The sequence below is a fragment of the Stenotrophomonas sp. YJH_SMC_17 genome (assembly GCF_059371655.1).
This window is the reverse complement of sequence record NZ_JCAFUU010000004.1, coordinates 56,810-74,442: the sequence shown is the minus strand read 5'-3', so window position 1 is coordinate 74,442 and position 17,633 is coordinate 56,810. Positions and strand designations below refer to the sequence as shown.

At 66.3% G+C, this 17,633-nt stretch carries 18 protein-coding genes; 12 read left to right on the top strand and 6 right to left on the bottom strand.

The features are described 5' to 3' along the window. Position 1: 1 nt before the first annotated feature. From AC5P8Z_RS13035 to AC5P8Z_RS13025, 3 genes are read right to left on the bottom strand one after another with little or no spacing between them, the layout of a single operon-like run. On the bottom strand, positions 2–694 hold the full coding sequence (locus tag AC5P8Z_RS13035; RefSeq protein ID WP_495229213.1) for a Rossmann-fold NAD(P)-binding domain-containing protein: 693 nt from the start codon (positions 692–694) through the stop codon (positions 2–4). 16 nt (positions 695–710) lie between these two features. Then, on the bottom strand, positions 711–1,382 hold the full coding sequence (locus AC5P8Z_RS13030) for a ChrR family anti-sigma-E factor (RefSeq protein ID WP_495229212.1): 672 nt from the start codon (positions 1,380–1,382) through the stop codon (positions 711–713). Then, positions 1,379–2,002: a sigma-70 family RNA polymerase sigma factor gene (locus AC5P8Z_RS13025; RefSeq protein ID WP_295569105.1), complete on the bottom strand. Its 624-nt coding sequence runs from the start codon at positions 2,000–2,002 to the stop codon at positions 1,379–1,381. Before AC5P8Z_RS13025 ends, AC5P8Z_RS13030 begins: the two co-directional genes overlap by 4 nt. 132 nt (positions 2,003–2,134) lie before the next feature. On the opposite strand from AC5P8Z_RS13025, the gene AC5P8Z_RS13020 reads away from it, so the two are divergent. The 10 genes from AC5P8Z_RS13020 (at position 2,135) to AC5P8Z_RS12975 (ending at position 10,881) form a co-directional block, all read left to right on the top strand. Continuing rightward, positions 2,135–2,902, top strand: coding sequence for a hypothetical protein (locus AC5P8Z_RS13020; protein WP_495229211.1), 768 nt, complete (start codon positions 2,135–2,137; stop codon positions 2,900–2,902). An 81-nt stretch (positions 2,903–2,983) separates the two neighbouring features. After that, complete coding sequence (locus AC5P8Z_RS13015; RefSeq protein WP_295569110.1) at positions 2,984–3,934, top strand: acyl-CoA desaturase; 951 nt, start codon at positions 2,984–2,986, stop codon at positions 3,932–3,934. 1 nt (position 3,935) lies between these two features. After that, complete coding sequence (locus AC5P8Z_RS13010) at positions 3,936–5,213, top strand: NAD(P)/FAD-dependent oxidoreductase (protein ID WP_295569112.1); 1,278 nt, start codon at positions 3,936–3,938, stop codon at positions 5,211–5,213. Further along, positions 5,210–5,977, top strand: coding sequence for a DUF1365 domain-containing protein (locus tag AC5P8Z_RS13005; RefSeq protein WP_495229210.1), 768 nt, complete (start codon positions 5,210–5,212; stop codon positions 5,975–5,977). Before AC5P8Z_RS13010 ends, AC5P8Z_RS13005 begins: the two co-directional genes overlap by 4 nt. Beyond that, positions 5,974–7,233, top strand: coding sequence for a class I SAM-dependent methyltransferase (locus tag AC5P8Z_RS13000; protein WP_495229209.1), 1,260 nt, complete (start codon positions 5,974–5,976; stop codon positions 7,231–7,233). The genes AC5P8Z_RS13005 and AC5P8Z_RS13000 overlap by 4 nt, the downstream gene beginning before the upstream one ends. Position 7,234: 1 nt before the next feature. Next, positions 7,235–7,783 carry a DUF2878 domain-containing protein gene (locus AC5P8Z_RS12995; protein WP_495229208.1) on the top strand — a complete coding sequence of 183 codons (549 nt, stop codon included), beginning with the start codon at positions 7,235–7,237 and terminating at the stop codon, positions 7,781–7,783. Next, on the top strand, positions 7,780–8,565 hold the full coding sequence (locus tag AC5P8Z_RS12990; protein ID WP_495229207.1) for a DUF1295 domain-containing protein: 786 nt from the start codon (positions 7,780–7,782) through the stop codon (positions 8,563–8,565). Before AC5P8Z_RS12995 ends, AC5P8Z_RS12990 begins: the two co-directional genes overlap by 4 nt. Continuing rightward, on the top strand, positions 8,562–9,635 hold the full coding sequence (locus AC5P8Z_RS12985) for an SAM-dependent methyltransferase (protein WP_495229206.1): 1,074 nt from the start codon (positions 8,562–8,564) through the stop codon (positions 9,633–9,635). Before AC5P8Z_RS12990 ends, AC5P8Z_RS12985 begins: the two co-directional genes overlap by 4 nt. Before the next feature lie 8 nt (positions 9,636–9,643). Further along, positions 9,644–10,186, top strand: coding sequence for a lipocalin family protein (locus tag AC5P8Z_RS12980; protein ID WP_286071950.1), 543 nt, complete (start codon positions 9,644–9,646; stop codon positions 10,184–10,186). 134 nt (positions 10,187–10,320) lie between these two features. After that, entirely contained in the window at positions 10,321–10,881 is a 561-nt protein-coding gene (locus tag AC5P8Z_RS12975) for a fasciclin domain-containing protein (protein WP_495229205.1), read from the top strand. A gap of 95 nt (positions 10,882–10,976) precedes the next feature. Here AC5P8Z_RS12975 and AC5P8Z_RS12970 read toward each other — a convergent pair whose 3' ends face one another. Both AC5P8Z_RS12970 and AC5P8Z_RS12965 read right to left on the bottom strand, forming a co-directional pair. Beyond that, entirely contained in the window at positions 10,977–12,191 is a 1,215-nt protein-coding gene (locus tag AC5P8Z_RS12970) for an ABC transporter permease (RefSeq protein WP_495229204.1), read from the bottom strand. Between the two features lie 11 nt (positions 12,192–12,202). Continuing rightward, positions 12,203–13,522, bottom strand: coding sequence for an ABC transporter permease (locus AC5P8Z_RS12965; RefSeq protein WP_495229203.1), 1,320 nt, complete (start codon positions 13,520–13,522; stop codon positions 12,203–12,205). Between the two features lie 366 nt (positions 13,523–13,888). On the opposite strand from AC5P8Z_RS12965, the gene AC5P8Z_RS12960 reads away from it, so the two are divergent. Further along, a complete protein-coding gene (locus AC5P8Z_RS12960) occupies positions 13,889–14,515 on the top strand; it encodes a LuxR C-terminal-related transcriptional regulator (RefSeq protein WP_295569125.1) in 627 nt (208 codons plus the stop codon). 26 nt (positions 14,516–14,541) lie between these two features. Next, complete coding sequence (locus AC5P8Z_RS12955; RefSeq protein ID WP_495229202.1) at positions 14,542–16,836, top strand: ATP-binding protein; 2,295 nt, start codon at positions 14,542–14,544, stop codon at positions 16,834–16,836. Here the strand turns inward: AC5P8Z_RS12955 and AC5P8Z_RS12950 are convergent, their stop codons facing one another. Next, positions 16,837–17,592: a SapC family protein gene (locus AC5P8Z_RS12950; RefSeq protein WP_495229201.1), complete on the bottom strand. Its 756-nt coding sequence runs from the start codon at positions 17,590–17,592 to the stop codon at positions 16,837–16,839. Positions 17,593–17,633 lie beyond the last annotated feature (41 nt).

The following is a 17,633-nucleotide window of genomic DNA, read 5'->3' as shown; positions in this document are numbered from 1 at the left end:
CTCACGCCGCCGGATCACGCCTGCCTGCCGCGATCCGGTTGATGTCCGCGCACTCCACCGTGGCAGGCGGATGCTCTCTTCCGGCCAGTGCGATCATCGCCTGGCCCACCGCCAGATTGCTGGTGACCAGTGAAGGGACGAGTGCGCCTGCCAGTTTCATCAGCGGCGCGCCCCCCCAGTACAAGGGCTTGAGCGCCGCGTGGCGCGTGCCGGTTCCCGATACCGGCCGCACGCCGCCCGGGCGCAGCACCACGGTACGCACCGGCATCGCGCGCAGCGCCAGTTCGATTTCGCCCTTGATCCGCAGCGGCATCACCCGGCTCTGCGGGTCCGCGCCGGCGCCGGATACATACAGGAAACATCCGTCGGGATTCACTGCCGCCCACGCGCGGGCCACGGCCAGCGTGGTGTCCAGCGTCACCCGCCGGTACTCGGCTTCGGCGGTGCCCACCGGAGGCGCGCCCGCGCAATAGAAGCACGCATTGAAGTCGGCCAGACCGTCACGCTGCTCATCGATGCGCAGGAAGTCCGGCACGACCCGCTCGCTGCCCACGCCCTTGAGGCTGCCCGGACGCCGTACCAGCGCGGTCAAGTGGGCGACCTGCGGCGAGCGCTGGCAGGCCAACGCCACGCCCTGCCCCACCAGCCCGGCTGCGCCGGTCAACAGAACACGCAATCCGTCTGCCTTGGCCATCACCGTCCCCGTCCCGCTAGAGCTTCACGAAGCGCTGAATCTTCCGCGCCAACCAGCCACTGAACACCAGCGGCGCATCCAGCGCCGACACACAGATGCACGGCACCCCTGGCGCAGTCACCGGCTGGTGCTCCACGTCCTCATCCAGGTCGGCCACGTCGCCGGGCGCGAACAAACCCAAGGCATCGTTGTACGCGCCCCGCAGGATCTGGGTCAGCTCGCTGCGGCCGTGGCTGTGCATCGGCAGGCACTTGCCCGGGGCGATCTTCAGCATGATCAGCGAAGGCATCTGCTCTGCACGGATGCAGTGGACGCCCGGCGCCATCCAGCGCCAGCGCAGGCCACTGAGCGACGCACCGAAATACGGGTGAAGCGAAGCAGGAAGGTGGTCTGGATCGGCTTCGGGTCGCTCTCTTGCAAGGGGGCGCGACGCCACGGCCGTGGCAGGCGCGTCCGTCACCAGCTGCATCAACATCGCATCGCGCAACTGCTCGCGGCGCAGGTCGCCCGTAGATGGCTGGGTCTGTTCCAGCAAGACCGATCCGATCGCTTCGGCCTCGCGCAGGCGCTGGCGACAGTGCGGGCACTGCTCCAGATGGGCGCCTGCCACGATGCTCAACGGCGCCGGAAGTGCGCCTGCGGCGTAGCTCATCAAGGTGGATTCGTGCAGATGGTGGTGCGGATTCACAGCGCACCTCCCACTTTCGACTGCAGTTGCAGGAACGCCCGCCGCAGGTGTGATTTGACCGTGCCAAGCGGCATGCCCAGCGCCTCGGCAATCTCGCTGTGGCTCTTTGCCTCGAAGTAGGACATGCGCACCAGTCGTGCCTGCACCGCGGGCAACTCGTTGATGCGCTGGCGCAACCTGGCCTGGTCGGCAAACTGTTCGGCGCTGCTGCGTTCGACCACGTCCACCATGGCGGCGTCCTCCACCGCCACCTGAACCTGCATCCAGCTGCGCTCGCGACGCACGCGGTCGATATGCAGGTTACGGGCGATGCGGTACAGCCACGTGCTGAGCGCGCCCTGCGCCGCATCATAGTCGGCAGCCCGCAGCCACAGGCGCAGCAGGCACTCCTGCGCCAGTTCCTCGGCCACCGCCTCGGGCGCGCCCAGCCCGCGCAGATAGACGCACAGGCGCGCCATGAAGTGATCGTAGATCCGCATGAAACAGTCGCGGTCGCGCAACCGCGCGACACCGTCCATGTCACCGGCCCAGTCTTTCGGCTCGCTGCTGGGCTGTTGGGAGCTGGACACGATGCGTGCGCTGTCGAAGTTGGCGAGGGTGCTGCTGGCGTCAGGGTACATCTGCGTGTGCGGCGGGCGGGTGAAGGTCTGTCCCCTGTACGCGCGGGAAGGGCAACTGGATGCAGCCCGCATTGCGCATCCAACCCGCCCCGCTTGCCGTATGCCCTGGACCCGCCCTTACGGATGAATGCCATGCGCATCACCTGGCTGTTGTTGTGCCTGCCCCACGCCGCGCTGGCGGCCCCTTGGCTGCGCAGCGAGGGCGTGGCCACATCCTCCCAGGGCCGGATCCTCTACCGCGAGGTTCACTGGCGCCGCGACGCGAGCGAGGGTGCCGAGCGCTGGGTGCTGTACCAGTGCCCCGGTGGCCAGCCGTTCGCCCGCAAGCACCTGCCGGCCAGCCCCCTGGCGCAGGCTCGTGGGTATACGCTGCTCGACCGGCGCAGTGGCCAGACGGCCGAGATCGAGACCGCCAGCGGCGCCGTGTCCGTCGTCTGGAAGGAGGATGCCGCCAGCCCGCCCCGGCAGCGCAGGCTCGATCTGCGGCCGGATGCGGTGATCGATGCGGGATTCGACGCGGCGGTGCGCCTGCACTGGACAGCGCTGATGCAGGGCGAGCGCCTGTCGATGCCGTTCCTGGTACCCGGGCGGCAGCGCTACTTCCCGGTGCAGGTGCGGCATACCGGCGCCCTGCGCTGGCAAGGCATCGACGCCCAGTCGATCGAGGTCAGCCTGGACACGTGGTATGGGGGCATCGCGCCGCGCCTGTCCCTGGTCTATGCCAGCGCCGATCGGCGCCTTCTCGAATTCAATGGCACCAGCAACCTGCGTGATGCACGCGGCACCTATCCGCAGGTGACGGTGCGCTTCAGCTCTCCTGCCGCGCAACGTCCCGCGTCGGAGTGGCAACAGGCATGGGCGCACCCACTGGTCGACCGCTGTCCTGTTACGAACACGTGAAGCCAACATTCACCGCAACACGTCGCATCCATTGCGCATTCTGGTGCGTACAGGAAGACACGACACCCGCCGAGATCCGCCATGGCCACTGTATCGCCCCTCCCCCGTCGACGCTGGCGCCTGCTGCGCACCCTGCAGCGTTGGGTTGATACCGGCGACGCCGCGGACGTTGGCACGGAACAGTCGGGCCGCATCGACTGGCTGCGTGCGGTGCCGTTCGCACTGATGCATGTGGCGTGCATCGCGGTGATCTGGGTAGGTGTCTCATGGACGGCTGTCATCGTGGCCGCGGCGCTCTACGCGGTGCGCATGTTCGCCATCACCGCGTTCTATCACCGCTATTTCTCGCACCGTACCTTCCAGGCACCGCGCGCGGTGCAGTTCGTGTTTGCGGTGATCGGCGCCTCCAGCGTACAGCGCGGCCCGCTGTGGTGGGCAGCCCATCATCGCCACCACCACCGCCACGCCGACCAGCCACTGGACCCGCATTCGCCCCGCGAAGGCGGCTTCTGGCGCAGCCACATGGGGTGGTTCCTGACCCGCGAAGCCTTCGCCACCGATCTGTCGCGGGTACCGGACCTGGCGCGCTTCCCGGAGCTACGCTGGCTGGACCGTTTCGATACCGCCATTCCCGTGCTGCTGGCCGCCGGCCTGTATGCGTTGGGTGCAGCACTGGAGCACTGGGCACCGGGCCTGCACACGTCCGGCCCGCAGTTGCTGGTGTGGGGATTCTTCATTTCCACCATCGTGCTGTTCCATGCCACGGTCACCATCAACTCGCTGGCCCACCGCTTCGGCCGTCGCCGGTTCGAGACCCGGGACGACAGCCGCAACAATCTGTGGCTGGCCCTGCTGACGTTCGGCGAAGGCTGGCACAACAATCACCACTTCTTCCCCGGCACCGTGCGCCAGGGCTTCCGCTGGTGGGAGATTGACCTGACCTGGTACGGGCTGCGCGTGATGGCGGCGTTCGGCCTGGTCAAGGGACTCAAGCCCATCCCCGAATGGGTGCTGGCAAAGGCGAGGTACTGACATGCGCATCGCCATCATCGGTTCAGGGATCTCAGGGCTGGCCAGCGCCTGGTGGCTGCAGGAACGGCACGAGGTGACGCTGTTCGAGGCCAACGATTACCTGGGCGGCCATACCCATACCCACGACGTGCAGATAGACGGCACGCGCATGGCCGTGGACACCGGCTTCATTGTCTTCAATCCGCAGCATTACCCGTTGTTGACGGCGCTGTTTGATGAGCTGGGCGTGGCGTCGCAGCCGACCACAATGAGCTTCTCGATGCACAGCGAGCGCAGCGGCGTGGAGTACAACGCCACCTCGCTGGATGGCCTGTTCTGCCAGCGCCGCAACCTGGCATCGCCGCGCTTCTGGGGCATGCTGGCCGATCTGCGCCGCTTCTACCGGGATGCCCCGTTGTTGCTGGCAGAGGAGGAAGGCCCGACGCTGGGCGAGTATCTGCGCACCCAGCGCTATGGCGAGGCCTTCATTGAAGAGCACCTTCTGCCGATGGCGTCGGCGCTGTGGTCGTCGCCCACCGCCACGGTGCAGGACTTCCCCGCGCGCTATATGGCCCAGTTCATGGCCAACCACCAGATGCTGCAGATGACCGGGCGGTCGTCCTGGCGTGTCGTTACCGGCGGCTCGGCCCGCTACGTGGATGCACTGCGCCGTCGTTGGCGGGTGCGTGAGCGCCTGCAGTGCCCGGTGCAGCGGGTGGAACGCATCCCCGGGGGGGCTCGCGTGCACAGCGCCGCAGGCGTCGAGGCGTTCGACGAAGTCATCCTGGCCTGCCACAGCGACCAGGCGCTGGCCCTGCTGGGTGATGCCGCGCCCGTCGAGCGCGAAGTGCTGGGTGCCATCCGCTACCAATCCAACGAAGCGGTACTGCATACCGACGCGTCGCTGCTGCCGCGCAACCGCAAGGCCTGGGCGGCCTGGAACGCGCATGTCCCGCGCGATCCGGCCGCGCCCTGCACGGTCAGCTACTGCATGAACCTGCTGCAGGGCCTGCCCAGTAGCACGCCTCTGGTCGTCACCCTCAACCGCAGCGAGGCCATCGACCCTGCCAAGGTGCTGCGCACGCTGCACTATGCACACCCGGTGCACGATCATGCTGCGGTTCGCGCGCAGCAGCGATGGGCAGACGTGCAGGGCCATCGCCACACCTGGTTTGCAGGGGCCTACTGGGGCTGGGGCTTCCATGAAGATGGCATCCGCAGCGCCCGCCGCGTGGTGGATGCGCTGGAGTCCTGCGCACCGCATCGCTGGGTGTCCGCACCGGGCGAGGTGGCGGCATGAGCGCCAGCGCACTCTATTTCGGGCAGGTCATGCACCGCCGGCATCATCCGCACCCGCATGCGTTCCGTTACCCCGTTGCGCAGCTTCTGCTCGACCTGGATGAGCTGGACACCGTGTTTGCGGGACGCTGGCTGTGGTCGGTCAATCGGCGCAACCTTGCCGAGTTCCGGCGCAGCGACTATTTCGGCGATCCGGCCCAGCCTCTGGCCGATGCCGTGCGCGACCACGCCGCGCAGACGCTCGGTCATCGGCCTTCGGGGCCGGTGCGCCTGCTGACCCACCTTCGCTTTGCCGGGCATGTATTCAACCCGGTCAGCTTCTACTACTGCTATCACGCCGACGGCAGCACGCTGGACTGCATCGTGGCCGAGATCACCAACACGCCCTGGAAGGAACGCCATGCCTACGTGCTGCCGGTCGCTACGGCCGTCCACGAAGGCACGTCACTGCGCTGGCAGTTCGACAAGCGCTTCCACGTTTCGCCATTCATGCCGATGGACTGCCGTTACGACTGGCGCTTCAACAGCCCCGACAAGGACCTGCGCGTGCACATGCAGGTCTGGCGCGACGGCACCCGGCAGTTCGATGCCACCCAGACGCTGGAGCGCCGCCCGCTGGACGGTGGCGGCCTGGCGCGGGTCCTGGCCTGCTATCCACTGATGACCACCCAGGTGGTGGCCGCCATCCACTGGCACGCACTGCGGCTGTGGCTGAAGCGCAACCCCGTACACGACCACCCCACCCTTGCCGGGAAACCGCGATGAACTTGATCACACCTTCGGTGACCCTGCCGCGCCCAGGTGCGCTGGACGCCTTCCTGCGCCGCCGCCTGCTGGCACAGCTTGCTCCCCTGCGTGATGGCCACCTCTGCGTGCGCGATGCGCTTGGTGAGGTCCGGCTGGGCAACGCCCACGCCGGGCTGCAGGTGACGGTGACCATCGAAGACCCGGCGTTCTACCGGAAGGTCGCTGCGCAAGGCAGCGTCGGTGCCGGTGAGAGCTACATCCAGGGCGAATGGCACTGCGATGACCTGGTGGCACTGATCCGGCTATTGGTGCGCAATCGCGACCTGCTGGACGGCATGGAGCGTGGCCCGGCCCGTGTGGGAGGCTTGCTGCTGCGGGGCTGGAACCGTCTGCGCCGCAACAGCCGTGAAGGCAGCCGCCGCAACATTGCCGCGCACTATGACCTGGGCAACGACTTCTTTGCGCTGTTCCTGTCGCCGGACCTGATGTACTCGTCGGCACTGTTCGCCAGTGAGTCCGAGCCACTGGAATCCGCTTCACGGCGCAAGCTGGACCGCATCTGCCAGCAGCTGCAGCTCAAGCCGGGCGACCGCGTGGTGGAAATCGGCACCGGCTGGGGCGGTTTCGCGGTGCACGCGGCGCAGCACTATGGCTGCCATGTCACCACCACAACCATCTCTGCCGAGCAGCATGCGCTGGCCACCGAGCGCGTGCGGGACGCAGGGCTGCAGGACCAGGTCACGCTGTTGATGCAGGACTACCGCGATCTGCAGGGCCAGTTCGACAAGCTGGTATCGATCGAAATGATCGAGGCCATCGGCGCCGAATACCTCGACACCTACATGGCGACGCTGCAGCGCCTGCTCAAACCCCACGGTGTTGCACTGCTGCAGGCCATCACCATCGAGGACCATCGCTACGAACAGGCCCGGCGCAGCGTCGACTACATCAAGCGCTATGTGTTCCCGGGCAGCTTCATCCCATCGATCAACGCGATCCTGGCTGCCAAGACGCGGTCCAGCGACCTGCAGCTGATCGCCCAGCAGGACTTCGGCCATTCCTACGCACTGACCCTGCGCGCCTGGCGCCAGCGCTTCCTCGCACAGCTGCCGGCCGTCGAGGCACAGGGGTTCGATGCGCGCTTCTGCCGCCTGTGGGACTTCTACCTGGCCTACTGCGAAGGCGGCTTCCTGGAGCGCTCGATCGGTGTCTCGCATCTGCTGCTGGCACGCCCGGGCCATCGACCCCCAGTCCCGGCTGGCGAAGGCAACTGACATGCGCCGGTTCTGGGCCAACCTGCTTGGCAACCAGCTGGTCTGGCTGTGCGCGGTGGCCGGTGCCGGGCGCGGCTGGCAGTGGCCCGCGTTGCTGGCTGGGTCGCTGTACATCGGCAGCCAGCTGCTGACGTCGGCGCAACCACGGCTGGACCTGCGGCTGCTGCTGCTTGCGTTGGCCTGCGCCTGGCTGGTCGACGCCAGTGCGGCCGCCAGCGGCACCGTGCGCTACGCCGCGTCTCCGCTGGGATGGGCGCCGCCGCCCTGGATCATGGCCTTGTGGGCGGCATTCGCCATGACCCTGACCACCTCGATGCGCTTCCTGCAGCGCCACCCTGCCCTGCCGCCCCTGTTCGGCCTGTTGCTTGCGCCGCTGGCCTACCTGTCGGCCGCGCGCGGATTCGGGGCGGTGCAGTTTGACAGCCCGGTGTGGCATGGCGTCCTGGTGCTGGGCACGGGCTGGGCGATCGCACTTTCCCTCTTGTGCCGGGCCGCGCGTGGCGGCTCGCGTACTACGCCACAACCACCTTTCGTCGGAGCGTCATCATGATCAACCTGCTCTGGGTGCTGCTGTATGCGGTACTGGTGATGAGCTGGGGCTGGGTCTGGCAGCGCCGCCACCACAACATCGGCGTTGTGGATGTGCTCTGGGCCAAGGGCGTGGCTGCCGCCGCGCTGTTGCTGGCGTTGCTGGGCGAGGGTGCGGTGGCACCACGCGGGGCGCTGGCGGTGCTCGGTGGCCTGTGGGGCGGTCGGCTGGCCCTTCATCTCTGGCATCGTGTCCGCCACGAAGAAGAGGACGGGCGTTATCGCTACCTGCGTGAGCACTGGCGGGGGCACCAGGGAAAGATCTTCGGGTTCTTCATGGCCCAGGCGCTGCTGGTGGTTCTGTTTGCCTTGCCCTTCGTCGCGGTCGCCGCCAATCAGTCGGCTGGCACGACGCCTTGGGTGCTGGCGGCCGCGCTCGTCTGGCTGCTGAGCGTGGGCGGAGAAGCGCTGGCCGACCGGCAGCTGGCGCGGTTCCGCGCCAACCCGGCGAACAAGGGCCGTACCTGCCGTGCTGGACTCTGGCGGTATTCCCGCCACCCCAACTACTTCTTCGAGTGGCTGCACTGGTTCACCTACGTGCTGCTGGCCGTCGGCTCCCCACTGTGGTGGCTGGCCTGGCTTGGCCCCGTGCTGATGTATGTGTTCCTGCGCTACCTGAGCGGCATCCCTTTCACCGAAAAGCAGGCCCTGCGCAGCCGCGGCGACGACTACCGCGCCTACCAGCGCAGCACACCGATGTTCTTCCCCTGGTTCCCCCGCCCTTCCAAGGAGCATTCCGCATGAGCGCGATACCGTCACTGAATCCGGCCGAGGAAGCAGAAACCCGGCTGACTGCCTGGGCCGAACGCGGCCTGCTGCCGGACGCAGCGCTGCGTGCCGGCATCCGACGGCTGTGCGCGCAGCGCCTGCAGGAGGAATCGGCAGGCGGAATCGAAGCGCAGTCCACGCGTTTCAGCCGCCGCATCGCCGAACTCGCCGACAGTCCGCTGGCCCTGCATACCGATGCAGCCAATCGCCAGCATTACGAAGTGCCTGCGGCGTTCTTCCAGGCCTGCCTGGGCAAGCGATTGAAGTACAGCAGCTGCTACTACCCCAGCGGCCACGAAACCCTGGACCAGGCCGAAGAAGCAATGCTGGAGCTGTACGGCCAGCGCGCTGACCTGGCCGACGGACAGCACATTCTCGAACTGGGCTGTGGCTGGGGCTCGCTGACGCTGTGGATGGCCGAGCGCTACCCGCGCGCAACGATCACAGCCGTGTCCAACTCACACAGCCAGCGTGAGCACATCATGGCCCAGTGCCAGGCGCGCGGACTGCCCAACGTGGAAGTGCTCACCCGTGACGTGAACCAGCTGGAACTGCCCGCCGCGCAGTTTGATCGCTGCGTCTCGGTCGAGATGTTCGAGCACGTGCGCAACTACGAGCGCCTGCTGGCGCGCATCGGGCAGTGGCTGAAGCCGGACGGTGCATTGTTCGTGCACATCTTCGCCCATCGAACGCTGATGTACCCGTTCGAAACCGAGGGCGGCGACAACTGGATGGGCCGCCACTTCTTCACCGGCGGCCTGATGCCCGCCGCCGACACCCTGCTGCATTTCCAGCGCGACCTGCGGCTGGATCAGCGCTGGTTGCTGGACGGCACCCACTACCAGCGCACCGCCGAGCACTGGCTGGCCAATCAGGACGCGGCACGCGACCGGGTGATGCCGGTACTGGCGGCGACCTATGGGCCTGCGGCTGCTCGCATCTGGTGGCAACGCTGGCGGATGTTCTGGATGGCGTGTGCCGAGCTGTTCGGCTACGACGACGGCCAGCAATGGCTGGTGGCCCATTACCTGTTCCGTCCCCGCTGAGGTGTGACATGCGCATGTTCTCGCTGCTTCCGTTGATCGCGGTCGGCCTGTTCGGCTCGGGCTGCTCGTCCAGCGACACCCGGCCCCTTCCGCGTGCGCCCTCGGTGGATGTGCCGCGCTTCATGGGCGACTGGTATGTGATCGCCCATATCCCGTCCTGGCCCGAACGCGATGCTTACGATGCGGTGGAAAGCTATGCCCTGAAGCCGGACGGGCGCATCCAGACCACTTTTACCTATCGCAAGGGCAGCTTCGATGCCCCGCAGAAGTCGATGCACCCCATCGGCCGTGTCGAAGAGGAAGGTCATGGCGCGGTCTGGGGCATGCAGTTCGTCTGGCCGATCCAGGCCGAGTACATCATTGCTTGGCTGGATGACGACTACCGGCAGACCATCGTGGCGCGCAGCAAACGCGATTATGTGTGGTACATGGCACGCACGCCGCAGGTATCCGACAGCGACTACCAGAAGGCGGTGCAGCGCATCACCGACATGGGCTACGACATCCGGAAGCTTCGCCGCGTACCGCAGTCGGTCCGAAGCACGCCTTGAGCGGGCGATGCCGTGCGACCTTGCATTCCTGCTGTGCCACGCACATTCAATGCTCCGGGAACTGCATCCACCTGCCCCCTAGGAACGTACATAAGATGCCTGCACCGAGCAGGCGTCACGTGGAGGAAGGCACCATGAACACGCTTCAGCGCATGGCCACCGCAGTGGGCTTCGCCGCACTGGTTTCAATGAGCCCGGCGAGCTTCGCCGACAATACCGTGATGGTCGGCGGGGCGGCGATGTACCCGACCCGGACCATTGTGGAGAACGCGGTCAATTCGAAGGATCACACCACACTGGTGGCCGCGGTCAAGGCCGCCGGCCTGGTGGACACCCTGAACGGCGCCGGCCCGTTCACGGTCTTTGCCCCCACCAACGCGGCCTTCAACAAGCTGCCTGCGGGTACCGTTGATACGCTGGTCAAGCCGGAAAACAAGGCGCAGCTGACAAAGATCCTGACCTATCACGTTGTCCCCGGCAGTTACAACTCGGCCTGGCTGATGTCCGATGCCAGGAAGCATGGTGGCAAGGCCACGCTCAAGACCGTCCAGGGCGAGCCGCTGACTGTCGTGCTTCGCGACGGCAAGCTGTGGGTGGTCGATGCAAAGGGTGGCAAGGCCTCCATCAGCATCGCTGACGTGGGCCAGTCCAACGGCGTGATCCACGTCATCGACACGGTGCTCATGCCGAAATGACGGATCGGCGCGCGGCGGGCATTCGATGGAATGCCCGTTGCCGCTTCTGCTGATCGGCAGACATCCATTCGAACTGGCGCGCGCGGACCATCGATCTAGATGGACCTGATTGCCTGCATGGGAGGAATTGCGGATGCCTTCAGCGCCGGCGCCAGTACTGCGCCCTGCCCCAGCAGCCACAGCAACGCCGCACTGACCGGCAGATAGATCAACGGCAGCCGCGGCAGCTCGTAGAAGCGCATCAGCCCGAGGTTGAGCCCATAGGCCAGCAGCAGGCCAATTCCGATGCCGAGACTCACGATCAGGAAGTTCTCCAGCTGGAAGTAGCGCAGGATGTCGGTACGGGTCGCGCCGAGCGCGCGACGGATGCCGATCTGCTTGCGCCGTTGCTCCACCCAATAGCTGGCCAAGCCAACAATGCCGAGCGCGGTTGCACCCAGCAGCGCGAAGATGACACCGGTCAGCAACGCCATCATCAATCTGGCACTCTGGAAATAGTCGGCGCGCAGCTCGGGCAATGTCCGGCTGGCCATCTGGTCGAATACCACATCCGGCGCCACGGCGGCGATGGCCTGCTGCAGGGTGCCAAACACGCGCGGCAGGTCCTGCGGCGATGCCCGTACCAGATAGCGACCCGCCAGCTGAGGACCGGGCCTGGCCGGCATCAGCACCGACCAGTCATTGCCCAGCGCCTCTCCCCCACCCGGCTGCGACACCACCAGGTGCTCGACTACGCCGATGACGGTGAAGCGGCTGCCCATCGACCAGAGGTTTTTTCCCACAGCCGTTTCACCCGGCCAGTAGCGCTCTGCCAGCTGCCGCGTCACCAGGATCGGGGCATTGGCAGGCACGTATTGATCCACCGGCGCGTACTCGTTGGCGTCCGGCAGTCGTCCGGCCAGCACCGTGGGTTCCAGCGCCTTGATGGCTGCAGCATCGGCCAGGTAGAAGTCCAGGACGCCGCCGAACTCTCTGTTGGCTTCGTCTGTATTGACACCTGCCCTCACCCCGGGCTCGCCGAACGGAACGGCGCTGATGATGCCCACGGAGGTGACGCCGGGAATCGCACGCAACGCATCGGTCACCCGCGCATTGAGGTCACTGGCCCGTTCGGCATCGAACCCGGAGAGCTGCACCACGCCCAAAGAGGATTCGGCAACGCCGCTGTTCATTTTCAGGGCCTGGCCCTTCTCCACAAGCATGAAGAAGGCATTGCAGAGCACGGCACAGGCCAGTGCAATCTCCATCGTTATCAGCAGCGTGGCCAATCGGTGCCTGCGCAGCGCGGCGATGATCAGTCCTGTTTGCATCGTGCTCTCCGTTACAGCAACTTGAGTTGTGCCACAGGCTGGATCGAGCTGGCGCGATAGGCAGGAATCGCGCCAGCCAGCAGGCTCGCCAGCAGGGAAAGGCCGAAGGTGGCCATGAACATGGTGACGTCCAGATGGATCAGATCGGCATAGGGCACCGGCTGGGAGCGGATTACCCACAGGCCCAGAACGGTGAGCAGCAATCCGCCGATGCCGCCGGCCACACAGATCACGCCGGCCTCCACCAAGCATTGCGTGAACACCGAACGTCGACTGGCACCGAGCGCACGCCGCAGACCGATTTCCCCGCCATGCCGCATGAACCGGGCCAGCAGCAGCCCGACGACGTTGGCCAAGCACACCAGCAGGAACGCGAACGACAGCACCGCCTGAACCTTCACATCGCTGGGCACCACTTGATTGAAGTCCAGCCACTCCATGAGCGAGCGCAGTCGCGTGTTGTCCGCATGCCGGATCCGACCCAGGCGCTGCTGTTCGGCCGCATAGTTGGACAGATAGCGACCGTACGACGCCACCTTTTCCGGGGTTCCCAGTTCCACCCATACGCCGACTGCCACGCAGGGCGCGTTCTGCAGCACGCCGGGGTTGTCTGGCACCGCCCAGCAGGTGAAAGGCTGGAAGTCGCCTTCATTGATGTCCAGGCTGGTGGACATCGGCAGGAAGATGTCATCGGCAACGGCGTAGAAACTCGACGTTTCTCCGCCGGAGAAGCGCCCTCCCCGGATCTTGTAGAACAGCGGCGAGGGGCGCCAAGGGTCCAGTACGCCGATGATCCGTACAGGGGTATCCTTGATCCGCAGGGTCTGCCCGACGCTGTCGCGGCCGTCGAACAGGCGCTCGTTCAAACGTGCGGAAATGACCGCAACACGCCCCCGGCGCTGGTCATCGTCGGCCGTCCATGCTCGACCGAACCGGAACGGCACGTCGAACATCGCGAAGAAATCGGCCGTGGTCGAGATCGAGGACCCCATCAGGGGCACCGACCCCGCGTGATCCGCGCGCAGCTTCACCGGATTGACCACGACCAGGGTCTGCCGGTCGGCCTGCCCGGCTGACCAGAGGTCATGGGCCGTCCGGTAGTCCAGGACGTCGTGCGGCTCGCGCCCCTTGGAGCCCGGGTCGACATCGACCTGCGGGTAGAAGATCCGGCCGCTCTTCCCGGGCAGCGGGTCGCCGGAAAGCAGATGCGTGACGGTCAGCGTGGTCATGCTGGCACCGATCCCCACGGCCACCGCCAGAACCATAAGCGCGGTAATGAGCTTGTTGCGGCCGGCGTTGTGCAGGGCCAGCTTGAAGTAGTAGCCGATCATGGAAGTTGCTCCCCCCTTTCGTCCGTGGTGCTCCCTGCAGATCCGATGCCGGGATTGCCGCAAAGGTTTAAATGGGTAGGATCAGAAAGATGAGCCACGACCTGGAGCACGCGCTCGTGAAGGCGGCCTTCGCCGAACGTGGTGCCACCCATGCAGTCCTGCACGCCACTGCGCAGGGGAAGCCGCTGTACGCCGATCCTAGCTGGTCCGGTACCAACGAGATGGCGCGCTTCCTGTGCGATACGCCGTCGTGTTCCGTGATTGATTCTAGGAATAATCGTAAAAATCAGACAAATTCGCTGCTCCACCCAAGAGCAGCGCCAGAATGGTCACCACGCCCCATGGGCGCCGATCACCTCCCCGCGCATGAATGGACTCCCTGCACCGCGCCGGCTGCGGCTGGCGCTCCTGGACGACCATGAAGTCGTTCGCCGCGGCACCGCCCTGCACCTGTCCCGCGATCCCCGCTTCAGCATCGTCGCCAGCCATGCCGGCAGCGACGAATTCATCTGCAACCTGCAGAGGACGCCAGTGGATGTCGCGATCATCGATCTCAGCCTGGCCCGCGGTGACCGGAGCGCCGCCGAGCTGGTACAGCTGCTGCGCGACCGCTTTGCCTGTATTCCGCTGCTGGCGTTCGCCACGCTCTCACCCACCACGCACATCAGCCAGCTGATTGAAAGCGGCATCAGCGGCATCGTCAGCAAGGCCGAGCCCCTGGCCATGCTGTCGGACGCCATCGTCCGCATATCCCAGGGCCTGACGCGCCTGCCACCGGACTTCACCCTGCCGGACGGCTGCCAGCAACTCAGTCGCAACGAACGGGAGGTACTGGACCTGGTGCTGGCGGGCCTGACCGTTTCGGAGATCGCGCAGCGGCGCCATCGCAGCATCAAGACGGTCAGCACCCAGAAGACCGCCGCACTGCGCAAGCTCGGGCTGCGCACCGACGTCGAAATCTACGCCATGCGACGACAGCTGGGGGCGATGTGAGAACGGCCAGTCGACTGCGATTGCACATGCCGGCCCTGTTGCTGGCGCTTCTTCTGTTGCCAGTGGCGTCGGCGGAGGACGCATCAACCCAGCACTGGGAACCGGGACGCGAGGTCCGGGTGGCCACGGCCCCTGCCCTGCGCCAGATGCCCGCCACCCTCGCCGATTCGGCACCCATGCCAAGCCTTGCCCACGGCTATGCCAGCCTTGTGGAACGACACGCGCGGCTGCGTTTCCTGGAACAGGCCTATCCCAGCGGCAGCGCCTCGGTGACCGCAGTGTGCCAGCACAAGGCCGACCTGGTACTGGTGATGGGCGGTTCCCGCCAGCAACCACGTCCTTGCCCAGGGCTGTTGGAATCGGCCGCGTTCCCCGGAGGAAGAACCATGCTGGCCGGACGCGCCGGACAGCCCCTGCCACGCGACGTCCGGGAACTGGGAGCGCGGGTGCTGGCCGTCGTCGAAGGTGGCCCCTACGCCGACTGGCTTGCCCTGCACCATCCCCACATCCAACTGCTGCGCCTGGACGACCGGCATGCGACGCTGGCGGCCGTCGAAAACGGCATCGCGGATGTCGCAATCGGCCTGGAAACGACGTTGCGACCCCTGATCCGGTATCACTTCCGCGGGCAACTGCAGCTTCAGCGGTTTGACAGCGAATTCTCCACCGACCTGCACCTGCTCACGCGCAGCGAAGACCGGCAACTGCTGCTGCGGATCGAAAAGGCCATGCGCGACATCACACTGGAAGAACACGCCAGTCTGCTTCAGGTGTGGGCCCAGCAGGCGGTGCCCGCGACCATCGAGCGTGCGTTGGACTGGATGCGCGCGCCCTCTTCGCCCTGGCTGCTGACCCTGCTTGCCGCGCTCGCCGGCATCCCCCTGCTGTGGCACGCGGTGCGAGGCCACCGGGACCGCAAGGGTCGAAACCAGGCGCGCGCGGTCGGCATGATCAGCCACGAGATGCGCAATGCCGCGCAGACGATGCTGGCCTCGATCGACCTGCTCGGCCAGTCTCCGTCGCCCAAGGGACAGCGTGAACTGCTCGCGGCCGCACGTGCGGCCGGGCAGGCGCTGCGCAGCCTGCTCAATCGGTCGCTGGAATTTTCACGGCTGGCCAGCGGAACCTACAGGCCCCATGCGCAACCGTGCGACGTTGCCCTGCTCTGCCGCCGGTCCCTGGATGCCCTGCGGCCGCAGGCCCAACAGAAAGGGCTGGCTCTTCGCTTCGCGTTCGAGCCCGTCCCTGTCCCCGCCGTTGCGCTTGACCGGGAGGGAGTGCGGCAGATCGTCGACAACCTGCTCGGCAACGCGCTGAAGTTCACCGATATCGGATGCATCGAGCTGCGCCTGAAACTGACACCGGCCAACGATCCGCAGGAACTGCTGCTGGATGTGATCGACAGTGGCATCGGAATTCCAGCCAGGCAACTGGCCCTTCTGTTCCGGCCGTTCGAACAGGGTGAAGGTGGGCAGGCGCGAGGCGGCAGCGGACTGGGTCTGATGATCGCGCATGACCTCAGCCGGGCGATGGGCGGCAACCTGTCCGTGCACAGCGTGCAAGGGCGTGGCAGCCGCTTCACGCTGCGCCTGCCGGTGCAGGCTGTCAGCAGGAACGAAGCTCCCACCTACACGCTCGATAACGACACGCCACTGGCCGGACTCGACCTGCTGCTGGTCGAGGACCACGCACTCAACCGCCACATCATCAGCGAGCAGCTGCGCCGGCTGGGCGCCGAGGTGCACGCGCTTGCCGACGCCGCCAGCGCTCTCGCCGAACAGGCCAAACGGCCGCGCAGCGTGGTGCTGCTGGACATCGGACTGCAGGATATGGATGGCTACGCGCTGGCTGCGCAACTGCGCCGCCAGGCACAACAGCCATTGCGACTGATTGCGTTGTCAGCCAGGAAGGGGCGCCGACACACGATGCGCTCCCGAAAGGCCGGCTTCGATGCCAGCCTGGCCAAGCCGTTGAAGGTTGCCGATCTGCTGCTGGCACTGGACCTGCCGAAGGACGGTATTGCCGTCCAGCCCGCCGCCCCTGCCGGCTGGGATCCGGCCTACCGGGAAGACATCGGCCACGAACTGATGCGGATTGAACAGGCCCTGGAAGACACTGATGCCACCGCGCTCTGCCACCACACGCATCGCCTGCAGGGCGCGCTGCAGATGTGCGGAGCGGTCGCGCAGGCCGACACCGCGGCCGACCTGTGGGAGCTCGGCCAGGAGGCCGCGCCTGACTGGGCCGATGCGCGGCGATTGCTGCAGGTACTGCAGCAGTGGCACAGCTCCCGCACTGCGGAAGCCATGCCACTGGCCTGATCAGGCCGCCAGGCGCTCGACCTGGCGACGGGTCAGGTCGTTGAAGCGACCCAGCGACATCAGGTGCTGGTGGATCAGGGCCAGCCAGCCGCTGCGGTGCCACTCGACCACGGTCGCTTCAGGCAGCGCGACGAACTTCTCGACGTCGACGACCTGGAAGCCATTGAGGTTGAACTCGCGGCCATCCGGAGTACGCACGGTGGCATTGCGCTCGACCAGCAGGTCGTTGTCGATCAGGGCCTTGGAGAAGGCCTGGGTCTGTTCATGCTCGCGGGTGTACTGGCCGCAGAACTCCAGCGCCTGCTGCACCATGTCGGTGGCCTTGCCGTCTACGAACAGCGGCTGGCCTTCGTCACCGCCCTTGACCACGCGCGAACTCTCTTCGTCGATGCCCAGCAGGAAGTCGTTGTCCGCACCGGTGTCGATGAAGATGAAGGGGTGGCGACGCAGATAGGCCGGAATATAGGCCTCGTCTTCCCACAGGCCGTCCTTGATGAACAGGTTCTGGTCGGAAACACCAACGGCGGCCATCGGCACTGCGGTCGGGCCAGCAAACAGGATCGGGAAGTGGTGCAGCGCCAGCGAGAACTCGCCGAGCACCAGCGGAATGGCGTTGTTGCCCGCGGCAAACTCGAGCCTGCCCGGCAGGATGCGCAGGTCGGCGTGCACATCGGCCTGCAGCGGCACCGGACGGGTGTAGAACAGGGGGGCGTTGCTCGGCGCCGCTTCGGTGGTGGTGTCGCTGGTGGTGGTCATCTTGGGAACCGTTCGATCATGCGCGCCTGCCATCCCGGGCG

Coding starts and splice junctions, on each gene's coding strand:
- AC5P8Z_RS13035 (WP_495229213.1), bottom strand. CDS start 694: ATGGCCAAGGCAGACGGATTGCGTGTTCTGTTGACCGGCGCAGCCGGG.
- AC5P8Z_RS13025 (WP_295569105.1), bottom strand. CDS start 2,002: ATGTACCCTGACGCCAGCAGCACCCTCGCCAACTTCGACAGCGCACGC.
- AC5P8Z_RS13020 (WP_495229211.1), top strand. CDS start 2,135: ATGCGCATCACCTGGCTGTTGTTGTGCCTGCCCCACGCCGCGCTGGCG.
- AC5P8Z_RS13015 (WP_295569110.1), top strand. CDS start 2,984: ATGGCCACTGTATCGCCCCTCCCCCGTCGACGCTGGCGCCTGCTGCGC.
- AC5P8Z_RS13010 (WP_295569112.1), top strand. CDS start 3,936: ATGCGCATCGCCATCATCGGTTCAGGGATCTCAGGGCTGGCCAGCGCC.
- AC5P8Z_RS13005 (WP_495229210.1), top strand. CDS start 5,210: ATGAGCGCCAGCGCACTCTATTTCGGGCAGGTCATGCACCGCCGGCAT.
- AC5P8Z_RS13000 (WP_495229209.1), top strand. CDS start 5,974: ATGAACTTGATCACACCTTCGGTGACCCTGCCGCGCCCAGGTGCGCTG.
- AC5P8Z_RS12995 (WP_495229208.1), top strand. CDS start 7,235: ATGCGCCGGTTCTGGGCCAACCTGCTTGGCAACCAGCTGGTCTGGCTG.
- AC5P8Z_RS12990 (WP_495229207.1), top strand. CDS start 7,780: ATGATCAACCTGCTCTGGGTGCTGCTGTATGCGGTACTGGTGATGAGC.
- AC5P8Z_RS12985 (WP_495229206.1), top strand. CDS start 8,562: ATGAGCGCGATACCGTCACTGAATCCGGCCGAGGAAGCAGAAACCCGG.
- AC5P8Z_RS12980 (WP_286071950.1), top strand. CDS start 9,644: ATGCGCATGTTCTCGCTGCTTCCGTTGATCGCGGTCGGCCTGTTCGGC.
- AC5P8Z_RS12975 (WP_495229205.1), top strand. CDS start 10,321: ATGAACACGCTTCAGCGCATGGCCACCGCAGTGGGCTTCGCCGCACTG.
- AC5P8Z_RS12970 (WP_495229204.1), bottom strand. CDS start 12,191: ATGCAAACAGGACTGATCATCGCCGCGCTGCGCAGGCACCGATTGGCC.
- AC5P8Z_RS12965 (WP_495229203.1), bottom strand. CDS start 13,522: ATGATCGGCTACTACTTCAAGCTGGCCCTGCACAACGCCGGCCGCAAC.
- AC5P8Z_RS12960 (WP_295569125.1), top strand. CDS start 13,889: ATGAATGGACTCCCTGCACCGCGCCGGCTGCGGCTGGCGCTCCTGGAC.
- AC5P8Z_RS12955 (WP_495229202.1), top strand. CDS start 14,542: ATGCCGGCCCTGTTGCTGGCGCTTCTTCTGTTGCCAGTGGCGTCGGCG.
- AC5P8Z_RS12950 (WP_495229201.1), bottom strand. CDS start 17,592: ATGACCACCACCAGCGACACCACCACCGAAGCGGCGCCGAGCAACGCC.